General features: G+C 54.6%; 20 protein-coding genes. 6 read left to right on the top strand and 14 right to left on the bottom strand.

Annotation, left to right across the window (positions count from 1 at the left end):
* Positions 1-13 precede the first annotated feature (13 nt).
* Positions 14-787, bottom strand: a complete 774-nt coding sequence (locus B4B27_RS13925) for a 6-carboxyhexanoate--CoA ligase (protein WP_290727332.1) — start codon at positions 785-787, stop codon at positions 14-16.
* A gap of 1 nt (position 788) precedes the next feature.
* Positions 789-2,099 carry an adenosylmethionine--8-amino-7-oxononanoate transaminase gene (gene bioA, locus B4B27_RS13920; protein WP_290727241.1) on the bottom strand — a complete coding sequence of 437 codons (1,311 nt, stop codon included), beginning with the start codon at positions 2,097-2,099 and terminating at the stop codon, positions 789-791.
* 137 nt (positions 2,100-2,236) lie between these two features.
* Between bioA and argH the strand changes: the two genes are divergently transcribed.
* Positions 2,237-3,661: an argininosuccinate lyase gene (gene argH / locus B4B27_RS13915; RefSeq protein WP_290727240.1), complete on the top strand. Its 1,425-nt coding sequence runs from the start codon at positions 2,237-2,239 to the stop codon at positions 3,659-3,661.
* Here the strand turns inward: argH and B4B27_RS13910 are convergent, their stop codons facing one another.
* The 4 genes from B4B27_RS13910 to B4B27_RS13895 are packed head-to-tail and all read right to left on the bottom strand — an operon-like array spanning position 3,662 to position 7,080.
* Positions 3,662-4,576 (bottom strand): TraB/GumN family protein, encoded by a 915-nt coding sequence (locus tag B4B27_RS13910; RefSeq protein ID WP_290727239.1) that lies wholly within the window; start codon positions 4,574-4,576, stop codon positions 3,662-3,664.
* Between the two features lie 9 nt (positions 4,577-4,585).
* Positions 4,586-5,335 (bottom strand): ABC transporter ATP-binding protein, encoded by a 750-nt coding sequence (locus tag B4B27_RS13905; protein ID WP_290727237.1) that lies wholly within the window; start codon positions 5,333-5,335, stop codon positions 4,586-4,588.
* Positions 5,332-6,309 (bottom strand): FecCD family ABC transporter permease, encoded by a 978-nt coding sequence (locus B4B27_RS13900; RefSeq protein ID WP_290727236.1) that lies wholly within the window; start codon positions 6,307-6,309, stop codon positions 5,332-5,334. The genes B4B27_RS13905 and B4B27_RS13900 overlap by 4 nt, the downstream gene beginning before the upstream one ends.
* Before the next feature lie 9 nt (positions 6,310-6,318).
* Positions 6,319-7,080: a hypothetical protein gene (locus B4B27_RS13895; RefSeq protein WP_290727235.1), complete on the bottom strand. Its 762-nt coding sequence runs from the start codon at positions 7,078-7,080 to the stop codon at positions 6,319-6,321.
* Positions 7,081-7,185: 105 nt separating this feature from the next.
* On the opposite strand from B4B27_RS13895, the gene nspC reads away from it, so the two are divergent.
* Positions 7,186-8,313 carry a carboxynorspermidine decarboxylase gene (gene nspC / locus B4B27_RS13890; protein WP_290727234.1) on the top strand — a complete coding sequence of 376 codons (1,128 nt, stop codon included), beginning with the start codon at positions 7,186-7,188 and terminating at the stop codon, positions 8,311-8,313.
* Positions 8,314-8,736 (top strand): tRNA (adenosine(37)-N6)-threonylcarbamoyltransferase complex ATPase subunit type 1 TsaE, encoded by a 423-nt coding sequence (gene tsaE / locus B4B27_RS13885; RefSeq protein ID WP_173382667.1) that lies wholly within the window; start codon positions 8,314-8,316, stop codon positions 8,734-8,736.
* Here the strand turns inward: tsaE and B4B27_RS13880 are convergent.
* On the bottom strand, positions 8,733-9,434 hold the full coding sequence (locus B4B27_RS13880) for a hypothetical protein (protein ID WP_290727233.1): 702 nt from the start codon (positions 9,432-9,434) through the stop codon (positions 8,733-8,735). The two genes, tsaE and B4B27_RS13880, sit on opposite strands and share 4 nt — an antisense overlap.
* A gap of 150 nt (positions 9,435-9,584) precedes the next feature.
* Between B4B27_RS13880 and B4B27_RS13875 the strand changes: the two genes are divergently transcribed.
* Positions 9,585-10,148, top strand: a complete 564-nt coding sequence (locus B4B27_RS13875) for a manganese efflux pump MntP family protein (protein ID WP_290727231.1) — start codon at positions 9,585-9,587, stop codon at positions 10,146-10,148.
* Here the strand turns inward: B4B27_RS13875 and B4B27_RS13870 are convergent.
* Genes B4B27_RS13870 through dapF form a run of 3 tightly spaced genes read right to left on the bottom strand, consistent with a single transcriptional unit; the run spans position 10,145 to position 13,770 of the window.
* Positions 10,145-11,665 (bottom strand): sigma 54-interacting transcriptional regulator, encoded by a 1,521-nt coding sequence (locus B4B27_RS13870; protein ID WP_290727230.1) that lies wholly within the window; start codon positions 11,663-11,665, stop codon positions 10,145-10,147. The genes B4B27_RS13875 and B4B27_RS13870 overlap by 4 nt on opposite strands.
* A gap of 27 nt (positions 11,666-11,692) precedes the next feature.
* Positions 11,693-12,901: an LL-diaminopimelate aminotransferase gene (locus B4B27_RS13865; RefSeq protein WP_290727229.1), complete on the bottom strand. Its 1,209-nt coding sequence runs from the start codon at positions 12,899-12,901 to the stop codon at positions 11,693-11,695.
* Entirely contained in the window at positions 12,901-13,770 is an 870-nt protein-coding gene (gene dapF / locus B4B27_RS13860; protein WP_290727228.1) for a diaminopimelate epimerase, read from the bottom strand. The genes B4B27_RS13865 and dapF overlap by 1 nt, the downstream gene beginning before the upstream one ends.
* A gap of 262 nt (positions 13,771-14,032) precedes the next feature.
* Between dapF and B4B27_RS13855 the strand changes: the two genes are divergently transcribed.
* Both B4B27_RS13855 and B4B27_RS13850 read left to right on the top strand, forming a co-directional pair.
* Positions 14,033-14,923, top strand: a complete 891-nt coding sequence (locus B4B27_RS13855; RefSeq protein WP_290727226.1) for an FKBP-type peptidyl-prolyl cis-trans isomerase — start codon at positions 14,033-14,035, stop codon at positions 14,921-14,923.
* Positions 14,924-15,120: 197 nt separating this feature from the next.
* Positions 15,121-17,241: a glutamine synthetase III gene (locus B4B27_RS13850; RefSeq protein ID WP_290727224.1), complete on the top strand. Its 2,121-nt coding sequence runs from the start codon at positions 15,121-15,123 to the stop codon at positions 17,239-17,241.
* Between the two features lie 113 nt (positions 17,242-17,354).
* Here B4B27_RS13850 and B4B27_RS13845 read toward each other — a convergent pair whose 3' ends face one another.
* From B4B27_RS13845 to B4B27_RS13830, 4 genes are all read right to left on the bottom strand, one after another.
* Positions 17,355-17,867: a PAS domain-containing protein gene (locus B4B27_RS13845; RefSeq protein ID WP_173365537.1), complete on the bottom strand. Its 513-nt coding sequence runs from the start codon at positions 17,865-17,867 to the stop codon at positions 17,355-17,357.
* Positions 17,864-19,366, bottom strand: coding sequence for a LamG-like jellyroll fold domain-containing protein (locus tag B4B27_RS13840; protein WP_290727223.1), 1,503 nt, complete (start codon positions 19,364-19,366; stop codon positions 17,864-17,866). The genes B4B27_RS13845 and B4B27_RS13840 overlap by 4 nt, the downstream gene beginning before the upstream one ends.
* Entirely contained in the window at positions 19,359-20,198 is an 840-nt protein-coding gene (locus B4B27_RS13835; protein ID WP_173365535.1) for a TIGR02147 family protein, read from the bottom strand. The genes B4B27_RS13840 and B4B27_RS13835 overlap by 8 nt, the downstream gene beginning before the upstream one ends.
* A 218-nt stretch (positions 20,199-20,416) precedes the next feature.
* The gene (locus tag B4B27_RS13830; protein WP_173382820.1) at positions 20,417-22,039 is read right to left on the bottom strand and encodes a cellulase family glycosylhydrolase; all 1,623 of its coding nucleotides are present in this window, start codon (positions 22,037-22,039) and stop codon (positions 20,417-20,419) included.
* Between the last annotated feature and the right edge of the window lie 56 nt (positions 22,040-22,095).

Here is a 22,095-nt window from a genome sequence, read left to right as displayed (position 1 = left end):
TCAAGAATGTGACTCATGCCCCAACATCCACCAAAATTTTCTTTTTCTGCAAGTACTCGATACATTCTTCGGCACTTGCCCTGCGCGAATCGAACAAGAAAATGCGGCCTCCGTTTTCGTCGCCCATTTCCTTCATCTTCATGATGCGTACGTAGCCGAGTTCCTTGCTCGCCACATAGCCCGTCACGTAGTTCGGGTCGTCGCTCACGCAAAATTCCGCAACCATCCCCGGGGCGTTTGCCACCTTGGTCGCAAGCACGATGGCTTCGTTAAAGTGATTCTTGCAACTGTCCACTTCGCTCGAATGCAGCGCATCCATATAAGTCGCACGCACGCCGCGTTCGTGGTCAGGTTCCAGGCGTTCGCACGTCGCGATATCGTACAGCATCGCGCCGCGCATCGGGAAGGTCTCGCGCAGGAGTTCAGGAAGTTTCTGGGCAAATTTTTTGATGAGGTCTTCGCGGCTTCCGTCACATTCTGCAACGGCATTGCTGACCAGTCCAAACGCCTTCTCCAACCCTTCCTGCCATGTTTCCACGTCTACACGCGTCACCGGCAAGGCCTTCAAAATCTGGATATCGCTTTCGTGAATCTTCTCAATTTTCACGTTGATGAAATCCGGGTCGCCCTTGGAATGCGTCATGGCCCGACGCACCATCGCCGTACAAACAGCCTCAACAGAATCCCGATTTACAATGCGTTCTGCGCCGGAAATATGCTGTTCGTGTTTCAGTTCGCCCTCGCCCACTTGCTGCGAGGCACGCATTTTCAAGCTGTAATAATCCATATCACTCATGAAATTCGTCTTCGCCTTCTACGATAGGCGCGGGTTCACATTCGCCAATCATCTTGATGGCTTCGCAGATGCGGTCGATTTCAGAATCGGTCGTAATGAACGGAGGCATCGTATAGATGTAATTGCAGAAAGGCCTGAGCCACACGCCGGTTTCGCGAATCACGCGCAGAATGTCGTCTGCGGAAGGTTTCGCCTTCAGTTCCAAAACTCCGATAGCGCCGAGAACACGCACATCCGCCGCATTTTCAAGCGCACGGAGCGGTTCCAGATTGGCGCGGAGGCGAGCTTCGATTCGAGCAACCTCCCTCGCATAATCACGGTTTTCGAACAACGTTAACGAAGCGATTCCCGCAGCGCAGGCGAGCGGGTTCGCCATGTAGGTGGGACCATGCATGAATGCAGGAATCTTGCTGTTCGTAATCGTTTCGGCGACCTTCTCGGACGCAACACAGGCCGCCATCGTAATGCTTCCGCCCGTGAGCGCCTTGCCAATACACATAATATCCGGCTTTATTCCCGCATGCATCATCGCAAATCGCGGCCCCGTTCGGTAAAAGCCAGCGGCAATTTCGTCTAGAATCAGCAAAATTCCATAACGGTCGCAGAGTTCGCGGAGTCGTTTGAGATATCCGGCATTGTAAAGCCACATGCCGTTTCCGCCCTGGAATACGGGCTCACAAATTACGGCAGCAATTTCATCCTTATGTTCTTCGACGACGCGTTCCATCGAAACAAAATCGCTGTCATCCCAGGCGCTATCAAAACGGCAGTTCGGGCGTTCCGCAAAATAATGGTGCGGCATGATTCCGCGGAAAAGCGTATGCATCCCGTCCGGGTCAGAAAGCGCCATCGCCCCAGCGGTATCGCCGTGGTAGCCGCCCTTCAAGGCGACCAACTTGCAGCGCTCCGAATGTCCGAGGGAATACTGATACTGCACTGCCATCTTGGCGGCACATTCCACAGAAATGCTTCCCGAATCCGCAAAGAAAATCTTGTCGAGTCCTTCGGGCAAAAAATTCACCAGCTTTTCGCCAAGCTCAATTGCAGGCTCGTGCGTAAAACCGCCGAACATCACATGACACATCTTTTCGCTTTGCTTCTGGATCGCATCGACAATTTCAGGTGCATTATGCCCGTGCGCCATGCACCACCAGCTAGACACGGCATCAATCAGTTTCAAGCCGTCTGCCGTTTCTATCGTTGTTCCGTGAGCTGTCTTGGCAAGAAATCTTGCGGGAGTATTTTTCAGCGCTGCATACGGGTGCCACAAATGCTCGCTGTCAAAATCTAATAATTGTTTCATTTCACGTAAAAATATAGAAAAAAGAGACACTTTCTTAATCTTCGGGGTTCCTGCATATCAAGGCTATAAACCAGCGGCGACATACGAGAAACAATAAAATTCTATATTTGCGCATGAAAAACAAAAGGACATTAATCATGGCAAAGACCAACGGAAAAAACACTTCGAAAAAAGGCACCCAGACCAACATGTGGACAGGTCGCTTCGCTAGCGGCATGGCGCAGAGCATGGTGGACCTGAGCTTCAGCCTGCAATTCGACGCCGAACTCATCGAAGAAGACATCGAAGGAAGCATCGGCCACGGCAAGGGCCTGGTGGAATCTGGCGTATTAAGCAAGACCGACTACAAGAAGATTTGCGACGGACTCGAGAGCATCCTCAAGGACTACAAGGCCGGCAAGAACCTGTGGAAGGAATCCGACGAGGACATCCATATGGCCGTGGAACGCGTGCTCACCGAACGCATCGGTGCACTCGGCAAGAAGATTCACACAGGCCGTAGCCGTAACGACCAGGTCTGCACGGACTTCAAGCTCTACATGCGTCACCGCGCTGCCGAAATTCGCGTTCTCGAAGTGAACCTTATGGAAACGGTGCTGGACCTTGCCAAGAAAAACTTCGGCAAGATGATGCCGGGCTACACGCACCTGCAGCAGGCACAGCCGATTTATTTCAGCCATTACCTGATGAGCATGTTCTTTGCCGTGAGCCGCGACGTGAAGCGCCTCGACAACTTCCTGGAACTGCACAGCGAACTCCCGCTCGGTAGCGGTGCCATGGCCGGTTCCGCATTCCCCTACCACCGCGCACTCGTCGCGAAGGAACTCGGATTCAACGGCGTTAGCCCGAACAGCATCGACGCCGTGAGCCATCGCGACATGATGCTCGAATTCGAAGCCGATCTCGCCATTATCGCGAACACGATGAGCCGCTACGCCGAAGACTTTGTGAACTGGAGCACCAGCGAATTCGGCTACCTCACCCTGCACGACGCATTCTCTAGCGGATCCTCGATGATGCCGCAGAAGAAGAACCCCGACTCCATGGAACTCATCCGCGGAAAGTCCGGCCGCATGCTCGGTAACTTCAGCGCCCTCTATACTCTGGTGAAGGGAGCACCGCTCAGCTACAGCCGCGACCTGCAAGAAGACAAGGAACCGGTTTTCGACTCCGTCCATAACGTGAAGGTGATTCTCCGCGTGATGAAGGAAGCTTTGGAAAGCGCCCGCTTCAACTTCGACAAGATGCACGCGAAGATGCTGCCGGCGCTGCTGGCCACCGACCTCGCTGACTTGCTGGTCGAATCTGGCGTGCCGTTCCGCGATGCCCACCACGTGGTCGGTAGCCTGGTCGGCGAAGCCGCCCGCCAAGGCCTCGAATTCACGGACCTCTCTGATGAGGCCTGGGCCAGCGCCGGTGTTCCGAACGTCAAGCAGATGAAGAAGACCCTCACCTTCGAATACAGCGTAAGTCGCCGTAACATCGAAGGCGGCACCGGTCCCAAATCCGTGAAGCAGCAGTTCGTGAAGGCCGCCGCGATCTTGAAGAAATTCAAGAAGTAATTACTTCTGTTCGACAGTGAAGCCCTTGGCGCGGAGAAGTTCTATGACGTTTTCGTCCTTCCCTGCCAGATGCGCCGCACCTACGACGATAAAGACCTTGCGGTCGGAGGCCAACAAGCCTTCGACCGTTTTTGCCATCTTGCGGTTACGCGAAGTATAGATGCGCTCGTTGAGTTCCTCTGTCAGAAGCGAATCCTGAGCATCCTTCGGGTGCGATTCCAATTCCATAGCATCGCGGAACATTGCGACATCGCCGGTTTTCCACGCACGCATCATCAGCGTGATACTCGAATCGAGCAGCGGCATATCGCGCAGCGTACTCCTCATGTAGTAAATGCCCAGAGAATCTGGGATTCCCTCGCCCGAAAGCGCATTGACCTGTTCTTCTACCGTTTCGAGCGAAACAATAGGTTTCCCCATTTTGCGGGCAGCCATGAGAAAATAAAGGTCTATTCCATATTCGGGATGGAAGCCCCTTCGCTGTATGGCTACGGAACTCAAGGTCATTGCCGCTGCCCAAGGCCTGTATGGGTTGAACGTCCCTAACGGAATGTACCACGCCATGCAGAGGCTATCGAGCGAGCTCTGCACATCCGCAGGTAAAATCTTGTCAAGGCTTTCACTATCCGGGAGCAGACCGCGCTGCGCAGAAAGCACCATAATTTCCTTGACAACGGAAGTATCGCTCATGTCGAGTTCGACACCCAGTTCGTCCGAATGTTCAAACGCATCCGTTATCTCGGAAGCGAGCGGATAGAACGAGGAATCCGCAAAATGCACACTTCCGAGAAGATAGACACTGGAATTGGAATCCGAGACCTTCCAAAAGAGGTGTTTCTGCGCACTGTCGCTATTGAATGAGAAACATCCTATCAGGAACAACGCGAATACAAGACTGAACAAAACGATTTTCATATTTAACACCTAGAATTCGCCCGTCCAGCCGAAGAGACCTTCGGCACGGGCATTGGATGCGGGGGCTGCATGGAGCGCACCACCGTCGATGACGAGAATGCGGTCGCTGTACCTTTCCGCATATTCGAGCGAATGCGTCGACACAACAATTCCCATGTTGCGGTCATGCGCCAACGACCGGAGGGTACGGAAGAGCGCATGGCTTCGCGGAATGTCGAGAAACGCATTAGGCTCATCCAACAACAGGACGCGCACCTCCCGCGCGACCGCCTGAGCCAAGAAGACACGGCTGCGTTCGCCGTCGCTCAATTCCGCAATGGCACGATCCGCAAAGCGCGAGACATCAAGAAGATCCATCGCATCAAAAATGCACTTTTCGTCTTCTGCACTTCTTCCATCGAGGATTCCCGAATAAGGCGTTCGGCCAAGGCTAACGAACTCGCGCACCGTCATGCGGGCGGGAGGCGCGACGCCCATGCGGACGAGCGCCACCAGCCGCGCACGCTCGCGGTCCGACATGCGGTCGGCCGAGCGCGCGGCTGAAACGGTCCTGCCGCAAAGCAGGACCGTCCCGCCCCGCGGGGACAATAGGCCAGCAAACGTCTTCAAAAGCGTACTCTTGCCACATCCGTTTTCGCCCATCAAGGCAACGACTTCACCACCATGCAGTTCGAAATCGAAAGCCGACGTAAACGGTTCCCGTCCCGGATAGCCAAAAAGCAAATTCTCGACTTGCAGGAGTTCATCAGCAGAATTCATAGCGACCTCCCCTGCCGCGCCCCGCGCACGAGTACATACAAAATAACAGGAACACCAACAACGCTCAACACTGCGTTCAAAGGAATCCATTGCGGAAACATACCCGCTACCAACGCGAGCAACGAACCGCACAATGCTGAGCCCGGCAGAAGAACCCGATGGTTCGTTGTCCTGAACATCAGATAAGACAAGTGCGGCACGGCAATTCCGATAAAGGCGACAGGCCCGCAGAACGCCGTCGCTGCGCCGGCGAGAATGCTCGAACCGACAAGGACGCAAAGCCTCGAACGCCCGACCTGGATGCCCAGTCCGCGAACAAATTCATCGCCCAGGTGAGCTGAATTCAGGTAGCGCATGGACAGGACCACCGGCAAAAGTCCGACCGCGACCGCCAGGGCAAACACCCAGATGCCGTCAAGCGTGAGCCGCCCGAAACTCCCGAAGCCCCATGCCACATACACCTGGAGGCTTTCGCCTTCGGCCCCGGCAATCAGGAGGCTCACCAGGGCATCGATAAAGTAGCCAAGCAAAAGTCCCGCCACAAGCAAGACCGAGCTCTGAGAGAACCTGGATGCGAACGCGATAATCACTAGCGTCACGACGAGCGCACCGACAGATGCAGCCCCGAGCGTCCCGAAATGTCCGATACTAATTCCCGCAAGCAGCGCAAGCGCCACGCCAAAACTTGCACCGCTGCTGATGCCAAGCACAAAAGGTCCACACAGGGGGTTGCGGAACACAGTCTGGAGGCAAAGGCCCGACACCGCAAGCGACATTCCGGCAAGAACGGCGGCCGCCACCCTCGGGATGCGGAGCTCCCAAAGGATCCGCGACACCATTGAAGAATCCGGAGACATGAGCGAATCGAGTAATTTCGAGAACGGAACGTCGACCGGACCGGACACCAGCGTCCAGACAGAAAAAAACAGAACGCCTAGAAAAAGCGTCCCGAAACAGAGGGCTATCCGTTTCATCAAAAGCCCTTATTTTTTGGATTTAGCCTTGGCCTGATCCTGCTTCTTGAGTTCGTCAGAAGCCTTCTGGTCGCGAACGTAGTTCTCGGGAGGAACGTTCTCGAAGCCCTGGAGTGCGTTAAGCCAGTTATCGTTCAGGTCGCGGAACTCGAGCTTTTTCAGGTTGTGCTTGAGCGTATCGCCCGCAATCTTGAAGGTCACGTAGTCCCAGCGGATGACCTGACGGTCGCGGAACACTTCACGGGTCACCATGGAAGAATCGTTGTCGAAGCGGTAACGGGCCTTGTAAGCGTAGTCACCCGTCTTCTGGTAGCGGTCGGCGGACGCATAGGTGCGGGTGGCACCCGTGAGCGTGTCGTTCATGTTGAACTGGAGTTCGGCATCGCGGAATGCGTGGCCGTGAGCCACGATAGGAGTACGCCACACGCCGTTGACCTGGTCCTTGACCTTCTTCTGGAAAAGCGTATCGACCTTCCAGTGGTCGAAGTTACTCTTGTCGTACTTGGCACGCTGGACATACTTGCCCGCCTGGATCATCTTGCGCACGCTGTCGGCCTTCGCCTTCGCAAGGCTATCGGAATTAGCCTTAGGGGCACTGGACTGGTTTGCGGAGTTCAAGGAATCCAGCTTGTGCTGAATCATCTCGTCGAGAGTCCCCTGTGCGCCACGGGATGCGACGACAGAGTCGACGGGTTGTTGTGCAAAAGACACCCCCGCAAAAGCAAGGGATACAAACGCTGCAAAAATACACTTATGTATAGACAAAATCATCGTCTAAAATTTAGTTAAAGAGTTAAAAAAAAGGCTCGGTCAACTCAAAAAACGGCAAAAAAAAGCAGTCTACACAAAAACGGGGCACAATTTTATATTTGGGGCATGCTCGATTACACCCAAGTCCCCAGTCCCTGCTTCGTTCTAGACGAAAAAAGGCTCGTCCGGAACATGGAAATCCTGGACGATATCCAAAAAAGAACTGGCGCCAAGATAATCTGCGCCCTCAAAGGCTACAGTTTTTGGCGTTCCTTCCCGCTCATCGCACGCTACCTCCCCGGAGCCACCGCCTCGAGCCTCAACGAAGCTCGCCTTGCCCGCGAAGAAATGGGAAAAGAGGTCCACGTATTCGCCCCAGTCTATGGCAATGACGAAATCGACCAGATCCTCTCGCTTGCCGACCACATCAGCTTCAACAGCTTCAGCCAGTGGGCGCGGTTCAAGGCAAAGACCCTTGCCGCAGGCGTGAGCGCCGGCATCCGCGTCAACCCGCAATTTTCGACCGTAGAAACCGACATCTACAACCCTTGCGGCAGGTTTTCGAGACTCGGCGTCACCGAGGCAGAATTCAAACCGGAACTCCTGGATGGAATCGAAGGGCTTCACTTTCATGCCCTCTGCGAGCAGGACGCCGACGCACTCGAAGGTGTTCTCTCGGCTTTCGAACAGCACTTCGGCAAGTACATCGACCGCATGAAATGGGTAAACTTTGGTGGCGGCCACCACATCACACGCAAGGACTACCACAGGGACGACCTCGTGCGCATCATCAACAGTTTCAGGCAGCGCCATCCTGGAGTCGAAGTCATCCTGGAACCGGGGGAAGCGGTCGGCTGGCAAACCGGCGAACTGGTAGCTACGGTCGAGGACATCGTCCACAACGAAATGGACATCGCCATCCTGAACATTTCTGTGAGCGACCACATGCCCGATTGCCTCGAAATGCCCTACAGGCCTGCAGTTACGGGTTCCGGAATGCCCGGCGAAAAGAAGTTTACATACAAACTAACCGGATGTTCCTGCCTTGCGGGCGACCAGCTCGGGGACTTTTCCTTCGACAACCCGCTAAAGGTCGGCGACAGGATTATTTTCGAGGACATGATCCACTACACCATGGTGAAGACTACTTTCTTCAACGGGGTAAGGCACCCGAGCATCGGCAAGTTCGACATGGAAGGCAAATTCCACCTGCTACACAAGTTCACGTACGAGCAGTTCAAGGACAAACTGTAGATGACCTTCAATAGCGAAGAAGAGACCTACAACTGGGCCGTGGAATTCGGCAAATCGCTCAGGCCGGGCGACATGGTCGCCCTATACGGGAACCTGGGGGCCGGCAAGACGGTAATGAGCCGAGGAATCTGTAAGGGACTCGGTTTTGAAGGTTCCGTCTGTTCCCCCACCTACACCATCCTGCACGAATACCCGAACGAGCCTCCCCTTTTCCATTTCGACCTCTACCGTCTGGAACCGGGCGCAGAGCTCTACGAAGTCGGCCTGGACCACGACTACCTTTCAAAAGGCATCACGCTCATCGAATGGCCCGAAAGGCTCGACGGCGATACCGGCGACATCACGCACAAGATAACCATCGAAATCATCTCGGAAAATGTCCGCGAGGTGAAGCTCGAAACGTTCGACAGGAAAAACGGCTAGAAAGCGTACTTGACACCGCAGATCAGCATTCCGGCCTGCCCTAACCCATATTCGCCGAACACGGAGATGGGGCCTCCCAATTCGAAGCCGAGAACACCGACATTGAACATCAGTCCGTGGCCGTCATACCAGAACACGCCGCCAATGCCTGCATAGGAATAGAGCCTGAAATATTTGAAGTTCAGGTAGTTCAGCTTGATTCTCGGAATGACCGAGATAATCGCGTGACTGTCCACGGTCGTATAGTCGACCATGACCCCCACTTCCAAAAGGTAGAACAGTTCGAAACCGTAGCCGAGAGAATAGGCGATTACATCCGGGTCACGATCGTCTTTATGCGCCGCATGGATAATGATATCCAGCCAAGAGGAGAGCGGCAGGAATCCAAAAAAGACGCTGACATTTTGACGTCTCTTCTGCCAGGCATCCTCCCAGGATTCCTCTTTCGGAGCAGCAGGCTGTACCGCCTTGGTATCGTCATAGACGATAGGTTCCACACGCGCAGGCGGTTCCGGTGCAGGTGGGGCGCTTTCTTGCGGCAGAGGCGTCGCCATCGGTTCCTCTTGCGGAGCGGGCGCCTGGACGGAAGAATCAGCACCAGCGGCAACCTCTTCATTCCCGACTTCTTCATAGCCACTATCATCGACCTGCGCAAACGCGACAGAGCACGCGAACAGCAAAAAAGCAATTTTTTTCATCGGGAACCTCCGCTATACGTTTTTTACAAAATAACCTTTTTTTCAAGAAATGAACAAGGGCGCAACATGAAATCCGTAAAAAGTGACATGGAACACCCAATTCCATCGCATATTTTCTAATTTTTAGCCCCGACACAAGAAAAATCCAAAATGGGAATCGTTGAAATCATCATCGTCGCGATCGTAGAGGCCATGGACTGCTTCGCTGTCGCAATCGCTACAGGGCTTTCCAAGTCGGGAATCCGCTATAGCCGAGCGCTGCTCCAGGCGGTAAGTTTCGGCATTTTCCAGGGCGGAATGACGCTCCTCGGGTATTTCCTCGGAAGTTTCGCCGAGCGCTGGTTCAGCTCCGTAGGCACGCCCATCGCCTGCACGATACTCTGCATCCTGGGATTACGCATGATGTGGGGAGCCATCCACGGCGATGCCGGAGAAAAGGAAGGCGAAGAGATCGCGGCCAAGAACCTCACCGTCGCCAACATCCTGCTACTCTCGGTCGCGACAAGCATCGATGCATTCGCAGTGGGAATCTCGTTTGCATTCATCAACGCGAACATGGCCATCGCGACATCTTCCATCGCATTCGCGAGTTTCGCCATGGGTGTCATCGGCTACGAAATCGGACGCCACGCCGCCAAGAGATTCAAGACAAAAATCCCCGAAATCATCGCGGGGATTATCCTGATAGGCATCGGCGTAAAGATGCTGTTTTAGCGTCCGGACTTGATGCCGAGTTTGTTCATACGGTAGTTCATCATGCGCGGAGACACGCCCAGGTCACGACCGGCGGCAGAGAGGTTCCCGTTGTTGCGCTTGATAGCTTCCGTAATGATTTCGCGTTCGTAATTGTTCATCATCACCTCGAGCGGGGCAATCTTCGTAGAAACCGTCCCGTCGTTCCCGACACTCAGGCTCGTCTGCAGCGATGGCGGCAGGTTGTAGCTGTGGATACAGTCGTCACTCGCCGTAAGCACAGCACGTTCAATGCAGTTTTCGAGTTCACGCACGTTGCCCGGCCAATGGTAGCTCATGAGCAGGTTGATGGCCGTTGTCGAAAGACGCGCAACCTTCTTGCTGTAGCGGAGGTTCATCTTCTCGATAAAATGCTCCGCGAGCAGGATGATGTCGGACTTGCGCTTCGCAAGGTCGGGCATCGAAATCGGGAAAATGTTCAGGCGGTAGAAAAGGTCTTCGCGGAACTTGCCCTGCGCTATCAGTTCTTCGAGATTGCGGCTCGTCGCGGCCAAGAAGCGCACGTCGGAATGGAGTTCCTCGTTGCTCCCCACTCGGCTGAAGGTGCGTTCCTGCAAGAAGCGCAACAGCTTCACCTGCGTCTGCATCGTAAGGTCACCGACTTCGTCCAAGAAGAGCGTGCCCCCGTTAGCTGCTTCAGCACGGCCGATGCGGCGGTTCATGGCACCCGTGAACGCCCCCTTCTCATGGCCGAAAAGTTCGCTTTCCACCAGGTTTTCCGGGAGGGCCGCGCAGTTGAGCGTTATAAACGGCTTGTCCTTCCTTGAAGAAAGGTTAACGATGGCACGCGCAATCATTTCCTTGCCCGTACCGCTACCGCCACGGATCAGGACCGTAGCGTCGCTGGGAGCTACCTGGCGTACCTGTTCGTAAATCTGCTGCATCTCCCGGCAGTTACCCACCAGGTCGCCCGGATTGTTGGAAAGCATGTCGCGGAGCTTGCGGTTCTCTTCCAGCATGGCTTCGCGTTCGTTGTGCAGCTCAATACATTCGTTGGCGGCATCGCCCGTAATGTTGGCGATAATTTCGAGCAAGGCAACATCGCGGTCAAGATCGGTGGCCCCATCCACGGGGCGGTCTATGGAAAGCGTTCCGATGACAACTCCGTCATGAATCAGCGGGACGCAGATGAAGGCCACCTGGCTTTCGTAATGGCGGCTTCCGGTGCGGTTCAGGAACCGGGAATCCTTGCGGAGGTCGGGAATCACGTGGCTGATGCCGCGTTCGGCCACATGGCCCGTAATGCCCTCGCCCATGCGGTACAGGCCTTTCTGTTTTTCGGATTCGTCAAGACCGCGCGAGGCTTCAATCTTGAGCGTGTCGCCAAATAGGAGAGCGAAAGTGCCGCGCAACATGCCGAGCTCGGATTCAAGAATGCCAAGCACATTCTCGAGTAACTTTTCCACATTGCGCTCATGAATGATGGCGACGCTAATCTTCTGGATGACCGAAATTTCTGAGCCTATAGGAATGGGCATGGACATAAAATAGAAATTCCTCGAAAATTAAAGTTTTTCCCTTATTCTCCTGAGGGCTTCGCAGGTGCGTTCGTAGTCGCCGAAGGCGGTCAGGCGGAAGTACCCCTCGCCGCAGGGGCCAAAGCCGCTACCGGGTGTACCTACCACTTCGCAGGTGGCAAGCAGACGGTCAAAGAAATCGGAGGACTTTTCGCCGCCTTCGATCTTCCACCAGATATACGGGGCATGCTCGCCGCCGAACACCGTGTAGCCCGCCGCGGCAAGTTCCTTGCGGATAACGCCCGCGGTCTTCATGTAGCCCGCAATAACGGCCTTCGTCTGCTGCCAGCCGACCGGGCTGTAAATGGCCTCGGCTGCTCGCTGGGTCACGTAGCTCACGCCGTTGAACTTGGTGCACTGGCGGCGGTTCCACATGGAATGGAGTTTCGAAAGTTCGTGCGGGATTACCGTGTAGGCGCAGCGCACGCCGGTAAAGCCGGCAGTCTTGCTGAAGCTCCTAAACTCGATGGCGCAGGTGCGTGCACCCGGAATCTCGAAGATGGAATGGGGCAGCGACTCGTCCTGGATGTAGCAGTTGTAAGCGCCATCGAAGAGTATTATCGCCCCGTTCTCGTTGGCGTAATCCACGAACTTCTGGAGCGTCTCGCGGCTGAGCACCGTACCCGTCGGGTTGTTCGGGCTGCACAGGTAAATCATCTGCACCGGGTTCTTGGGCAGGTCGGGCTGGAAGTTGTTCTCGGCAGTCGACGCAAGGTAGGTGACCTTAGAAAAATGTCCGTCATCTTGCAACACGCCGGCACGACCCGCCATCACGTTGGAGTCCAGATAGACCGGATAGACGGGGTCCGGAATGGCAATCTTTACATTTTCTGTAAAAAGTTCCTGGATGTTCGCGACATCGCACTTGGAACCGTCACTCACGAAGATATCGTCCGGATCCATCTCGATACCGCGGGAGGTGTACTCGCCCGCGACAATCGCCTGGCGCAAAAAGTCATAGCCCTGCTCGGGCCCATACCCGCGGAAACTCCCCTTCTCGGCCATCTCGTCAACAGCCTTGTGCATGGCCTTGATGACCTCAGGGATAAGCGGCGTAGTCACGTCGCCGATACCCAGGCGCACGATATCGGCATCGGGTTTCTTGGCCTGGTATTCGGAGATCTTCTTGGCGATGGTAGAAAACAGGTAGCTGCCGGGCAGCAAGTCGTAGTTTGGATTGATGATAGACGCATTCATTAAATGGTTCCTCTAAAAACTTCCTGTGCGGGGCCGGTCATGAGAACCGAGCCATCGTTTTCGTGCTTGATGTGGAGCGTTCCGCCATCGAGAATCACGTCGGCTTCTACGCCCACGCGGCCCGTACGCTGGGCCGCAACGAGGGTTGCGCAGCTACCAGTGCCGCAGGCCATGGTAACGCCGCAACCCCGTTCCCAAACCCGCATGCGGATTTGGGTGGGCGCCCCCTGAACTGCAGGCAAAACCTGCGCGAATTCAATGTTGCAGCGGTCCGGGAACTGCCTGTCGCATTCGAGCACGCGCCCCCAATCTTCCAGCTGAATCTTCTCGATGTCGTCCACGAAAATGACTGCGTGCGGGTTCCCCATCGAGACTGTTTCTGCAGTAAAGTCAAAGCAGTCCGCCGTGAGCTTGATGCTCCCGAGAAAATCCCTCGGATTCCCCATGTCGACGCACACGCGGCCATCGTTCAAGAGAGCCGGCTTCACGAGCCCGCTTCTCGTATGCAGGTTGAAAACTTTCTGACCCGGCTTTGCAAGCCCGCGGCTCACGATGAACTTCGCGACACAGCGGGTAGCGTTACCGCACATCGCCGCCTCCGAACCGTCGGCATTGAAGATGCGCATCTCGAAATCCACACCGTTCGGCGCGGACTTCGACGCAGGGCCGACCCCCGCCTCGTCGAGTACTAGGCAGCCTTCGCTGTCCATCGGTGTTACAATGACGACTCCATCGGCACCGATACCGAAGCGGCGGTCACAGAGTTTCTTTACACGCTGTTCAAAGCCGTCGCCATAATCCGGCGACTCTCCCGGCTCCAGCAGCACAAAATCGTTGCCGAGACCGGTCCATTTTGAAAATTTTGTCATTATATACCTTATAAAGGGTTTCGTTTGCCCTTCAAATGCAAAAATTATGCCAACTTTACAAAAAATGTTATATTCAACCCCAAAATGATGTTTTTTATTAAAAAAGTCAATTTCAAGGCTCTAAAACTTTTACATAAAATGTAAACAACATCGTTAGTTTTTACAAATTCTGTAAAAGTTATATACAAAACCAAAAGGCCCGTCCTCTCAAAAAAAAGAGTTATATTTACGACATCCCTGCTCCCCGCACCACAGATAATATATGTTTTCCAACCTGATACTCGCCCTGGCCATAGCAGCACCCCTCGCCACGCAGAAGGACTCCGTCAGCTACGCATTCGGAACATTCTTCGCCAAAAGCGCCCACAGCCAGCTCACGGCCCGAGATTCCGTCAACTTTAACCTGGACCTCTACCTCGAGGCATTCAGGATCCATTTTCGCCAGGACACCGCACACTACCTGATGAAGGAGGACGCCATCTACAAGGCACTCCGCAATCTACAGCACGTGGCGCAGGAAGAAAAGCAAAAACTATCCGAGACACTCCTCGACAAGGGAACCACGGTCGGCTACGCATTGGGCGCATACCTCGGCAAACAGGTCCATGATCAAGTCGTAGCCCGCGATTCTGTCGACCTCGATATCGATATTTTCTGCCAGGCCTTCGAGATTCGTTTCAAGGAAAATTCCGCCAAGTACCTGATGAGCGACGAAGAAGCACATGCAATCCTATTGGACGTATCCAAGCGGAAGGATGCAGAAAGGCGGCGCGCCAATGACGAATTTCTCGTAAAGAACAAGAAAGCCAAAGGCATCGTGACAACCAAATCCGGTCTCCAGTACAAGGTCATCGCCAAGGGCAAGGGTGCGACCCCCGGCCACACCGACATCGTCAAGGTCCACTACACGGGCACACTCATCAACGGAAAAAAGTTCGACAGCTCATTCGACCGCGGCGAACCACTCGAGTTCAAGATTGACGCAGTCATTCCGGGATGGACCGAGATGCTCGAACTCATGAAGGTGGGAGAAAAAGTCATGGTCTGGATTCCACCCGAACTCGGCTATGGCGAGAACGGACGGCCGCCCAAGATTCCGGGCCACAGCGTCCTCGTTTTCGAAATGGAACTGCTCGACACGCACGCCCCTTAATAAAAAAAAGCAGTCGCCCACACAGCGATGTAGTTTACATTATTTGTAATTAAAAAAATTTTCTTTCATTTTCTGGAAAAAATCAAATTAATGTAATCGGCCGTTTTTACCGATTCCGTGCTAAAAATATCGCTTTACCCATATTGGCACAATTTTTGCATCCATGGCACCGAAATCAAAAATCATAGGAGATTGCCATGAGCAACGAATACAGGCTGAAAGCCATCAAGGAAATCGCGAGCGAAGCCGCGGGCGCAAACATGCCCGCAGCACCCGCAAGTCTCGACTTTTACGGCGAGGACGTCTTTAACGCGGAGGCCATGCGCGCCTACCTGCCCAAGGACATCTGCAAGAAACTGTTCGCCACCATCGACGAAGGCGCACCCCTTGACGCGAGCATCGCGAACGAAGTCGCACACGCCATGAAAAAGTGGGCCATCGACCGCGGCGCCACCCACTTCACGCACTGGTTCCAGCCCCTCACCGGTTCCACCGCCGAAAAACACGATTCCTTCCTGGAACCCGAAAACGGCAAGGCCATCATGGCCTTCAGCGGCAAGAACCTCATCGTCGGTGAACCGGACGCGTCCAGTTTCCCGAGCGGCGGCCTGCGCTCCACCTTCGAGGCCCGCGGCTACACTGCTTGGGATCCGACTTCTCCGGCATTCATCAAGCGCCACGGCAACGGTGCCACGCTCTGCATCCCGACTGCTTTCTGTAGCTACACTGGCGAAGCCTTGGACAAGAAGACTCCGCTGCTCCGCTCCATTCAGGCCCTACAGAAGTCCGCCGACCGCCTCATGGGCATGTTCGGCGTGGCCCAGCAGAAGGTCACCGTCACTCTCGGTGCCGAACAGGAATACTTCCTCATTGACAAGCGTTTCTACCTGCAGCGCCCCGACCTGTACCAGGCCGGCCGTACGCTGTTCGGTGCAGCTCCGGCAAAGCACCAGCAGATGGAAGACCATTACTTTGGTAGCATTCCTGCCCGCATCTTGAACTTCATGAACGACGTGGAAAAGGAACTCTGGAAGCTGGGCATTCCGGCCAAGACCCGCCACAACGAAGTCGCTCCGGCACAGTTCGAACTTGCCCCGATGTTCGAGGAAGTGAACCTCGCCTGCGACCACAACATGCAGATTATGGAAGTGCTCCGCCAGGTGGCCGACCGTCATGGCCTCGTGTGCCTGCTGCACGAAAAGCCGTTTGCCGGCATCAACGGTTCCGGCAAGCATAACAACTGGTCGGTGAACTACGGCAAGACGAACCTCTTGAACCCGGGCAAGGACCCGCACCAGAACGCCATCTTCCTCACCACGCTCTGCGCGGTCATTTACGCCGTCGATACCCACGCCGACCTGCTCCGCATGGCTGTTTCCGGCGCAGGCAACGACCACCGTCTCGGTGCCAACGAAGCGCCTCCGGCAATCATCTCCATGTACCTCGGCGACCAGCTTGCCGACGTTATCGACCAGCTCGAAAAGGGCGACCCGAAGTCCAGCAAGCAGGCTGGCGTCATGAAGCTCGGTTCCGACACGCTGCCGCCTCTCCCGCGTGACGCAACCGACCGTAACCGTACTTCTCCGTTCGCCTTCACCGGCAACAAGTTCGAATTCCGCGCACCGGGTTCTAGCCAGAGCTGCTCCGAACCGAACGTCATCTTGAACACGATTGTTGCCGAAGCTTTCGACATCATCGCCGACAAGCTCGAAAAGGTTCCGGCCGACAAGTTCCATGAAGAATTGCAGTCCTTGCTGCAGAAGATCGTGAAGGAACACAAGCGCGTTATCTTCAACGGCAACGGCTACACCGACGAATGGGTGGAAGAAGCAGCCAAGCGCGGCCTCCCCAACACCCGCACCACCATGGAAGCGCTCCAGGCCCTGAACAAGACCGAAAACGTCGCCCTCTTCGAAAAGTACGGCGTGTTCAACAAGCGCGAACTGGAATCCCGCTACGAAGTGAACCTGGAAGAATACCACAAGAAGATCCACATCGAGGGAAAGATTTCCGACGACATCGCGAAGAACGTCATCTTGCCGCAGGTGCTCTGCGCCTACAGCGCTGCCCTCAAGACCAACGCCATGGCCAAGGAACAGGGCTTTGCCGCGGTGGATTCCTACGCCCAGGAACTGGGAGAAGGCTACAAGGCCCTCGCCTCTGCAATCGAACGCATGGAAAAGGCCCTGGGTGAAAAGCACGAGAACATTCTCGAAGCGATGGCGGATCTCCGCGTGCAGGTGGACAAGCTCGAAAAGGTCGTCCCCGACGAAAAATGGCCCCTGCCGAAGTACCGGGAGATGTTGTTTATATACTAGACCTTCATAAGCATACTCCTCCTTATTGCTCAATAGAAACAAGGCCGCGCATCATTTGATGCACGGCCTTTTTAAGGATTACTCTATGAAGGACGAAGTTGTCTAGAATGCTTTTACACTTGCGCGGCAGCGAGATTGAAAGCCTCAGGATAGGCCTTCGCGGCACAATTGTCGCACAGCACACGCATGCGGGTTTCGGCAAGGGTATTCACGCGCACATGCTCTCCGCAATGGGCGCACTTGGAAAGGAACACCACAGACCGTGTTTCTTCCGCAGGAGCCTGCTCCTTCGCCAAGACGGGTTCGCCAAGACGGCTGACCGTGTTGCGGAACGTAATCTTTCCATCGGCATCCTGGACGATTTCGCGAGAGAGGCAGCACTTGAAGCTACGTCCCTTGCGGTTACGCATGCGGAAGATAAACTTCGTCTGGGAAAGGTTTTCGCAGCTGCTGAACATTTCCCAGTCACCATGATAGCGGTAACAATCGGTGATGTAGTGCCACACAACTTCGGATTCGGAGAACCCGAACATACGGCAGAACCGTTTGTTGCCCGAGAGGATTCGCCCGCTCTGGTTGACCTCGAAGCGCGCGATATCGAGATTGTTTTCATTTTCGGCCATCATATTGCACCTCCCTTGAGATAGTAGCGGTAAAGCACATCCGACGCGGTAATCGCCGTGGTGCTCAGCCGCACATCGTCCAGTTTGATATCCATGGATTCCTTACCGAAGAAAATCGGTTCAGAAGAAACTCCGATGCGTTCAACAGACACCTTCTTCTGCGAAGCGAGATTTCCGTTGATGTAGAGCGAAGAAGTTTTCCCATCCCATACTGCCGTCACATACACCCACTTGTCAAAGTTTTCGTAAGTCGAGAACACCGCATCGCTGCATTCAAAGCCGCTCGAAGAACCATCCGCGATAAAGAACCCAAGAGAAATGTCCTCGCGTCCGCATTCCCCATCCAGCACGGCGATACTGAACACGTCCTTGTCTTCGGGCGAGCCGAAACCAAGCTTTCCAACGATGTTCTTGCGATACTCACCGGATTTGAGCTTAGACAGGTAAATCCAGGCCTCGAACGTCAACGCGGTTGCGCTGTCCAGTATGCCCCGGTCATTCTCGATAACACCGAATTCATCGGCTCCATAGAGCGCAAGGGCCTTCTGCGAAGGGCCATTTTCTAGCGAATCAACTCCATAGAGGAGGATTCCTTCCGTCCAGCCGCGCGCATCGCCCACCTTTTTCGTGTCTTTCGCCACTTCGCTCAAGAAATCCATCGACCACCAGCTGCGAAGCCCGAACTCCGGAGAAAGCGGGAACTGGAGGCTCTTGGAGGCAACTACGTCGGCATCACGCACTATTTCGTCCGAAGAAGTTGTCGGCAAAGCCCCCACTAGCGAGGAATCATTGCCATTGAAAGGTTCGCCGGCGGATTTAGACGTGTCGGTACTGTGCGAGGGTTCGCTCTCGCTTTCGGTAGCCTTCGAAGCGAAGATGTCAAACAGTCCTGTCGGAATCGGCCCACGGAACTTGGACGACTTCTTGCCCACGCTCACCACGTAGATGGCATCCTGGAAATGAATCGGATCCGGAGATTTCGCCAATAGCGGCTGAACACCAAGCGGCACATTTTTCAATTCGAAGGAACCGTCTTCTTCCGTCTCCGTCTGCCACGGGGATCCTGGAATTCCAATCTTGATTCCGGCTGACACCGTATCGAGCCTCAAGTGGAAATTGCCTTCCACAACTCCCGTCTTTTGAAGCTTTGCGGCAATTTCGATTTCCGATCCTTCGAAATCAACGGATTCATAATAGGACATGGAATCGCGACGTGCGCTGACGCCATACTGTCCACGCTTCATCAACGGGAATCCGAACTTGCCATCGCTATCCGTCGTATCGTTGAAAACGATCGAATCGACCGTGAAGTGCATCGCGCACACGGGAACGCCGGCAACCGCCTTGCCCGAACCGTCCACAAGTATTCCAGCGACGGTGTTCGTCTCTTCGCTCACGCCTCCGGAAATTCTTCCGTCAGAGCAGCCGACAGTCGAAATACCGACGAATCCCGCACACATCAAGGCGAAAGCGAACAATCCAAGATAGGTTCTCCTAAACATTTTCCACCCCCTTCTTGATTTCCTTGGTCAGGGGGAACAGTTGCACGTTCAGCCTATAGACACGTTCGTCACCGCGGTCCTGCATTACGATAGCGGCCACGCGACGGCGGAAATCTTCAATCTCTTTCGAGATGCGATAGAAAGCATCCTCGGAAATCCCCAGCGTGAGGCCCGAAATGTCGCGTTCGCGCACGGGCACTTCGTCAAGCGCACGGACAGCGAGTTCACCCATCTGGCGGTGCATCTCGCGAACGGAAAGGCTAGCCACCTCGATGTTGCCGGTCGAAATTCCCTTAGAGGACTGTTCGAAATTCCCGTCGGAATCCTTGTTCAGGAGCCCTACCTTCTGAAGCAGCGCCAGGGATTTCTTGACCTCGGAGGTCGGCATGTCGAAGGCGATGTTGTCGGCCATCTGCGAAGGCGTGGCTCCCGGCATCTGCGGGGCGAGTTCGCGAACCACGGGATTCACCCACGATTCGTAATAATCGTACTGGTCCTCGCCCACCAGCGTAAAGGCGTTTTCTTTCGCAATAGCGCGAAGTTCCTTGAACAGGGACTTCTTTTGGGCGGCATCCTTTTCCTGATTGAAGTTGACGAGGGCGCGGAAATACTTGAGATCAGCGCCGACAAGGCCCATGGCTTCTGCCACACGTTCGATGCCGACTTCGCTCAGGTTTGTCTTGCCGTCACAAACAAGCTTGAGGAAAACCGGGGAGGAATAACCGGCCGCTTTCGCAAAATCACGCCACGTAAAGCCGGAACGGAGCTTCCGTTCGGCGTAGTAGTCGCGCACGAAAAAGCGAAAATTCTGGTATTCCATCACAGGTTTCATACATTTTTGAATATATATCTTTTTTTCGCGTCGCGCAATAGATTCATGATACAAAAATTAAAAATTTACATAAAATTCGACATTTTTATAAAAAACAACCATTTTTTAGCAAAAAATCATGATACACACTTGTCGAAAACGAATGATATTCCACACTAGAATATTGCGAAAAGGAATATTTAGGTGATTCCCGTCGTCAAAAATTACAAGCCAAGAAACTAGGCCTGGACGTCTTTTACGACCATGATGCCGCCCTTCTCGATTTTCGGGTAGCTGCGCATTCCTTCCCCGCCTTTGCCGCGGTCGAGGACTTCCTCGAGCTCGCCCTGGGCGTTGTAAAGGTGGAGTTCCCAAGGCCCGTTCGGGGCGTTGAAGTAGCCGGAGTTCTTCTGCACGTTGCGCTGGAAGGTACGGTTCAAGCGGTCAGCCACGCTGCGGGCCTGCACCAGGCTGATGTCGGCGAGCGTCCACGAGATCGGGGTACCGCCCATGTCGAAAATCAGGAGCGCATCGGGGTCGGTGTCCTCCTTCATGGTAAACTTCCAGCTGAAGTTCTGCCAGCTCGTACTCAAGTCGAGTATACGGCCGTTGGCATAGGGGGTATATTCCTCGGAATCGCGCTTGATATTCACATTCAAGGTGCGGGGCTTAGCCGCCTTCGCGCGCATGCTGAATATATAGGTGACGCCGTTGCGCAAGGTCAGGTGTTGTTTGAACTGGAGGCCCCAGGTCTCCTTGCCCGCCTGCTCGATATCGAAATGCACTTCTCCATTTTCCACACGGACGTTCGCCTTGCCGCCCCAGAAGTCGGTAGTCCAGCAATCGAGCGGATTTTCCGCAGAGAAGTCCCCGTTCTCGATGATGTTCGCACCACCGCCAAGGGAGCCCGTTGTATAGTCCTTGTTCTGGATGAACATCGGAATGACGCTCGTATTCTGGATTCCGAGCGGGCTATCCACGGCCACCTCTCGACCCCAGCCCACGAGCGTGTTGTACGAGCCGTGCTCGGTCATGTCCATCTCGGTGCTGTCGAAGTTGCCCGGGCCCCAGCTCCAGCAGAGCCAGCCGATATTCAGGCGTTCGCATTCGGACATGATATGCTTGTAAGGAATCGCCTTGACGTCTCCCGCCGCAATCGGGGCAAACTCGCCCACCACCAGCGGCAGATCAATCTCGACGGACTTTTCGAGGCAAGCCGTGATGCGATCTTGGACCGTAGCAAAGCCAGTCGCCTTGGCATCGTGGCGTTCGCTGGGCCACCACATATGGATAGAGAAAATAAGGTTGTGTTCCGGATCCGCCTGCAACAGGCGCGGCCCCACGGAAAGCAGGTTCTTTTCGTTCTGGCCCCAGTAATCGGCATCGATCATGATGGGAATGCGGATTCCAGCCGCCCTCATGCGCGTCACGATGATATTGTACGCAGAGAAGAATTCCTCGGATTCGACTTCATGCGAGCCCGGTTCGTTGCCGACATTCAAGATCAGGTATTCCTGATGGTTCGAGATCATCTGTAACGTCTCGTCGCGGAGCCAAAAGTCGAGAGCCTCCGTCAGGCGGTCCCAGTTGCCCGTCGTGTCGTGAATTTCAACAATCGGGATCATGTTGTTTGCGATACTGAGGCCCACAATCGTATCGAGATCGCTCACGCGACCGCGCGTGTTCCAGACAATGCGGACGCAGTTCGCGCCGGTCTTTGCTATTTCGGGAATGGTCTTGCCTTCGCGATCAGTCCAAATGAACATATGGTTGATTCCGCGCAGAACCACCTTCTCGTTGTCCTTGCTGTAAAGGTAGCGCCCTTGGACAAAGAAACCCGGCTTCGCATTCGCTAAATTCATACTTCTTTTCTCCGAAATCATTTTTTCGTGTATAAATATATATAAATACCGCCTTT

Source organism: Fibrobacter sp. UBA2449 (assembly GCF_002342555.1).
Taxonomy (GTDB): Bacteria; Fibrobacterota; Fibrobacteria; order Fibrobacterales; family Fibrobacteraceae; genus Fibrobacter.
The sequence above is the reverse complement of the archived record's forward strand: the minus strand, read 5'-3'. Positions and strand labels throughout refer to the sequence as shown.

What these genes read in the sequence shown, in the direction of transcription:
- nspC (WP_290727234.1), top strand. Translation starts at nt 7,186, where the DNA reads ATGCTCGATTACACCCAAGTCCCCAGTCCCTGCTTCGTTCTAGACGAA.
- B4B27_RS13905 (WP_290727237.1), bottom strand. Translation starts at nt 5,335, where the DNA reads ATGAATTCTGCTGATGAACTCCTGCAAGTCGAGAATTTGCTTTTTGGC.
- B4B27_RS13850 (WP_290727224.1), top strand. Translation starts at nt 15,121, where the DNA reads ATGAGCAACGAATACAGGCTGAAAGCCATCAAGGAAATCGCGAGCGAA.
- B4B27_RS13895 (WP_290727235.1), bottom strand. Translation starts at nt 7,080, where the DNA reads ATGATTTTGTCTATACATAAGTGTATTTTTGCAGCGTTTGTATCCCTT.
- tsaE (WP_173382667.1), top strand. Translation starts at nt 8,314, where the DNA reads ATGACCTTCAATAGCGAAGAAGAGACCTACAACTGGGCCGTGGAATTC.
- B4B27_RS13880 (WP_290727233.1), bottom strand. Translation starts at nt 9,434, where the DNA reads ATGAAAAAAATTGCTTTTTTGCTGTTCGCGTGCTCTGTCGCGTTTGCG.
- B4B27_RS13855 (WP_290727226.1), top strand. Translation starts at nt 14,033, where the DNA reads ATGTTTTCCAACCTGATACTCGCCCTGGCCATAGCAGCACCCCTCGCC.
- B4B27_RS13900 (WP_290727236.1), bottom strand. Translation starts at nt 6,309, where the DNA reads ATGAAACGGATAGCCCTCTGTTTCGGGACGCTTTTTCTAGGCGTTCTG.
- B4B27_RS13840 (WP_290727223.1), bottom strand. Translation starts at nt 19,366, where the DNA reads ATGTTTAGGAGAACCTATCTTGGATTGTTCGCTTTCGCCTTGATGTGT.
- B4B27_RS13925 (WP_290727332.1), bottom strand. Translation starts at nt 787, where the DNA reads ATGGATTATTACAGCTTGAAAATGCGTGCCTCGCAGCAAGTGGGCGAG.
- argH (WP_290727240.1), top strand. Translation starts at nt 2,237, where the DNA reads ATGGCAAAGACCAACGGAAAAAACACTTCGAAAAAAGGCACCCAGACC.
- B4B27_RS13835 (WP_173365535.1), bottom strand. Translation starts at nt 20,198, where the DNA reads ATGAAACCTGTGATGGAATACCAGAATTTTCGCTTTTTCGTGCGCGAC.
- B4B27_RS13870 (WP_290727230.1), bottom strand. Translation starts at nt 11,665, where the DNA reads ATGCCCATTCCTATAGGCTCAGAAATTTCGGTCATCCAGAAGATTAGC.
- B4B27_RS13910 (WP_290727239.1), bottom strand. Translation starts at nt 4,576, where the DNA reads ATGAAAATCGTTTTGTTCAGTCTTGTATTCGCGTTGTTCCTGATAGGA.
- B4B27_RS13845 (WP_173365537.1), bottom strand. Translation starts at nt 17,867, where the DNA reads ATGATGGCCGAAAATGAAAACAATCTCGATATCGCGCGCTTCGAGGTC.
- dapF (WP_290727228.1), bottom strand. Translation starts at nt 13,770, where the DNA reads ATGACAAAATTTTCAAAATGGACCGGTCTCGGCAACGATTTTGTGCTG.
- B4B27_RS13830 (WP_173382820.1), bottom strand. Translation starts at nt 22,039, where the DNA reads ATGAATTTAGCGAATGCGAAGCCGGGTTTCTTTGTCCAAGGGCGCTAC.
- B4B27_RS13865 (WP_290727229.1), bottom strand. Translation starts at nt 12,901, where the DNA reads ATGAATGCGTCTATCATCAATCCAAACTACGACTTGCTGCCCGGCAGC.
- bioA (WP_290727241.1), bottom strand. Translation starts at nt 2,099, where the DNA reads ATGAAACAATTATTAGATTTTGACAGCGAGCATTTGTGGCACCCGTAT.
- B4B27_RS13875 (WP_290727231.1), top strand. Translation starts at nt 9,585, where the DNA reads ATGGGAATCGTTGAAATCATCATCGTCGCGATCGTAGAGGCCATGGAC.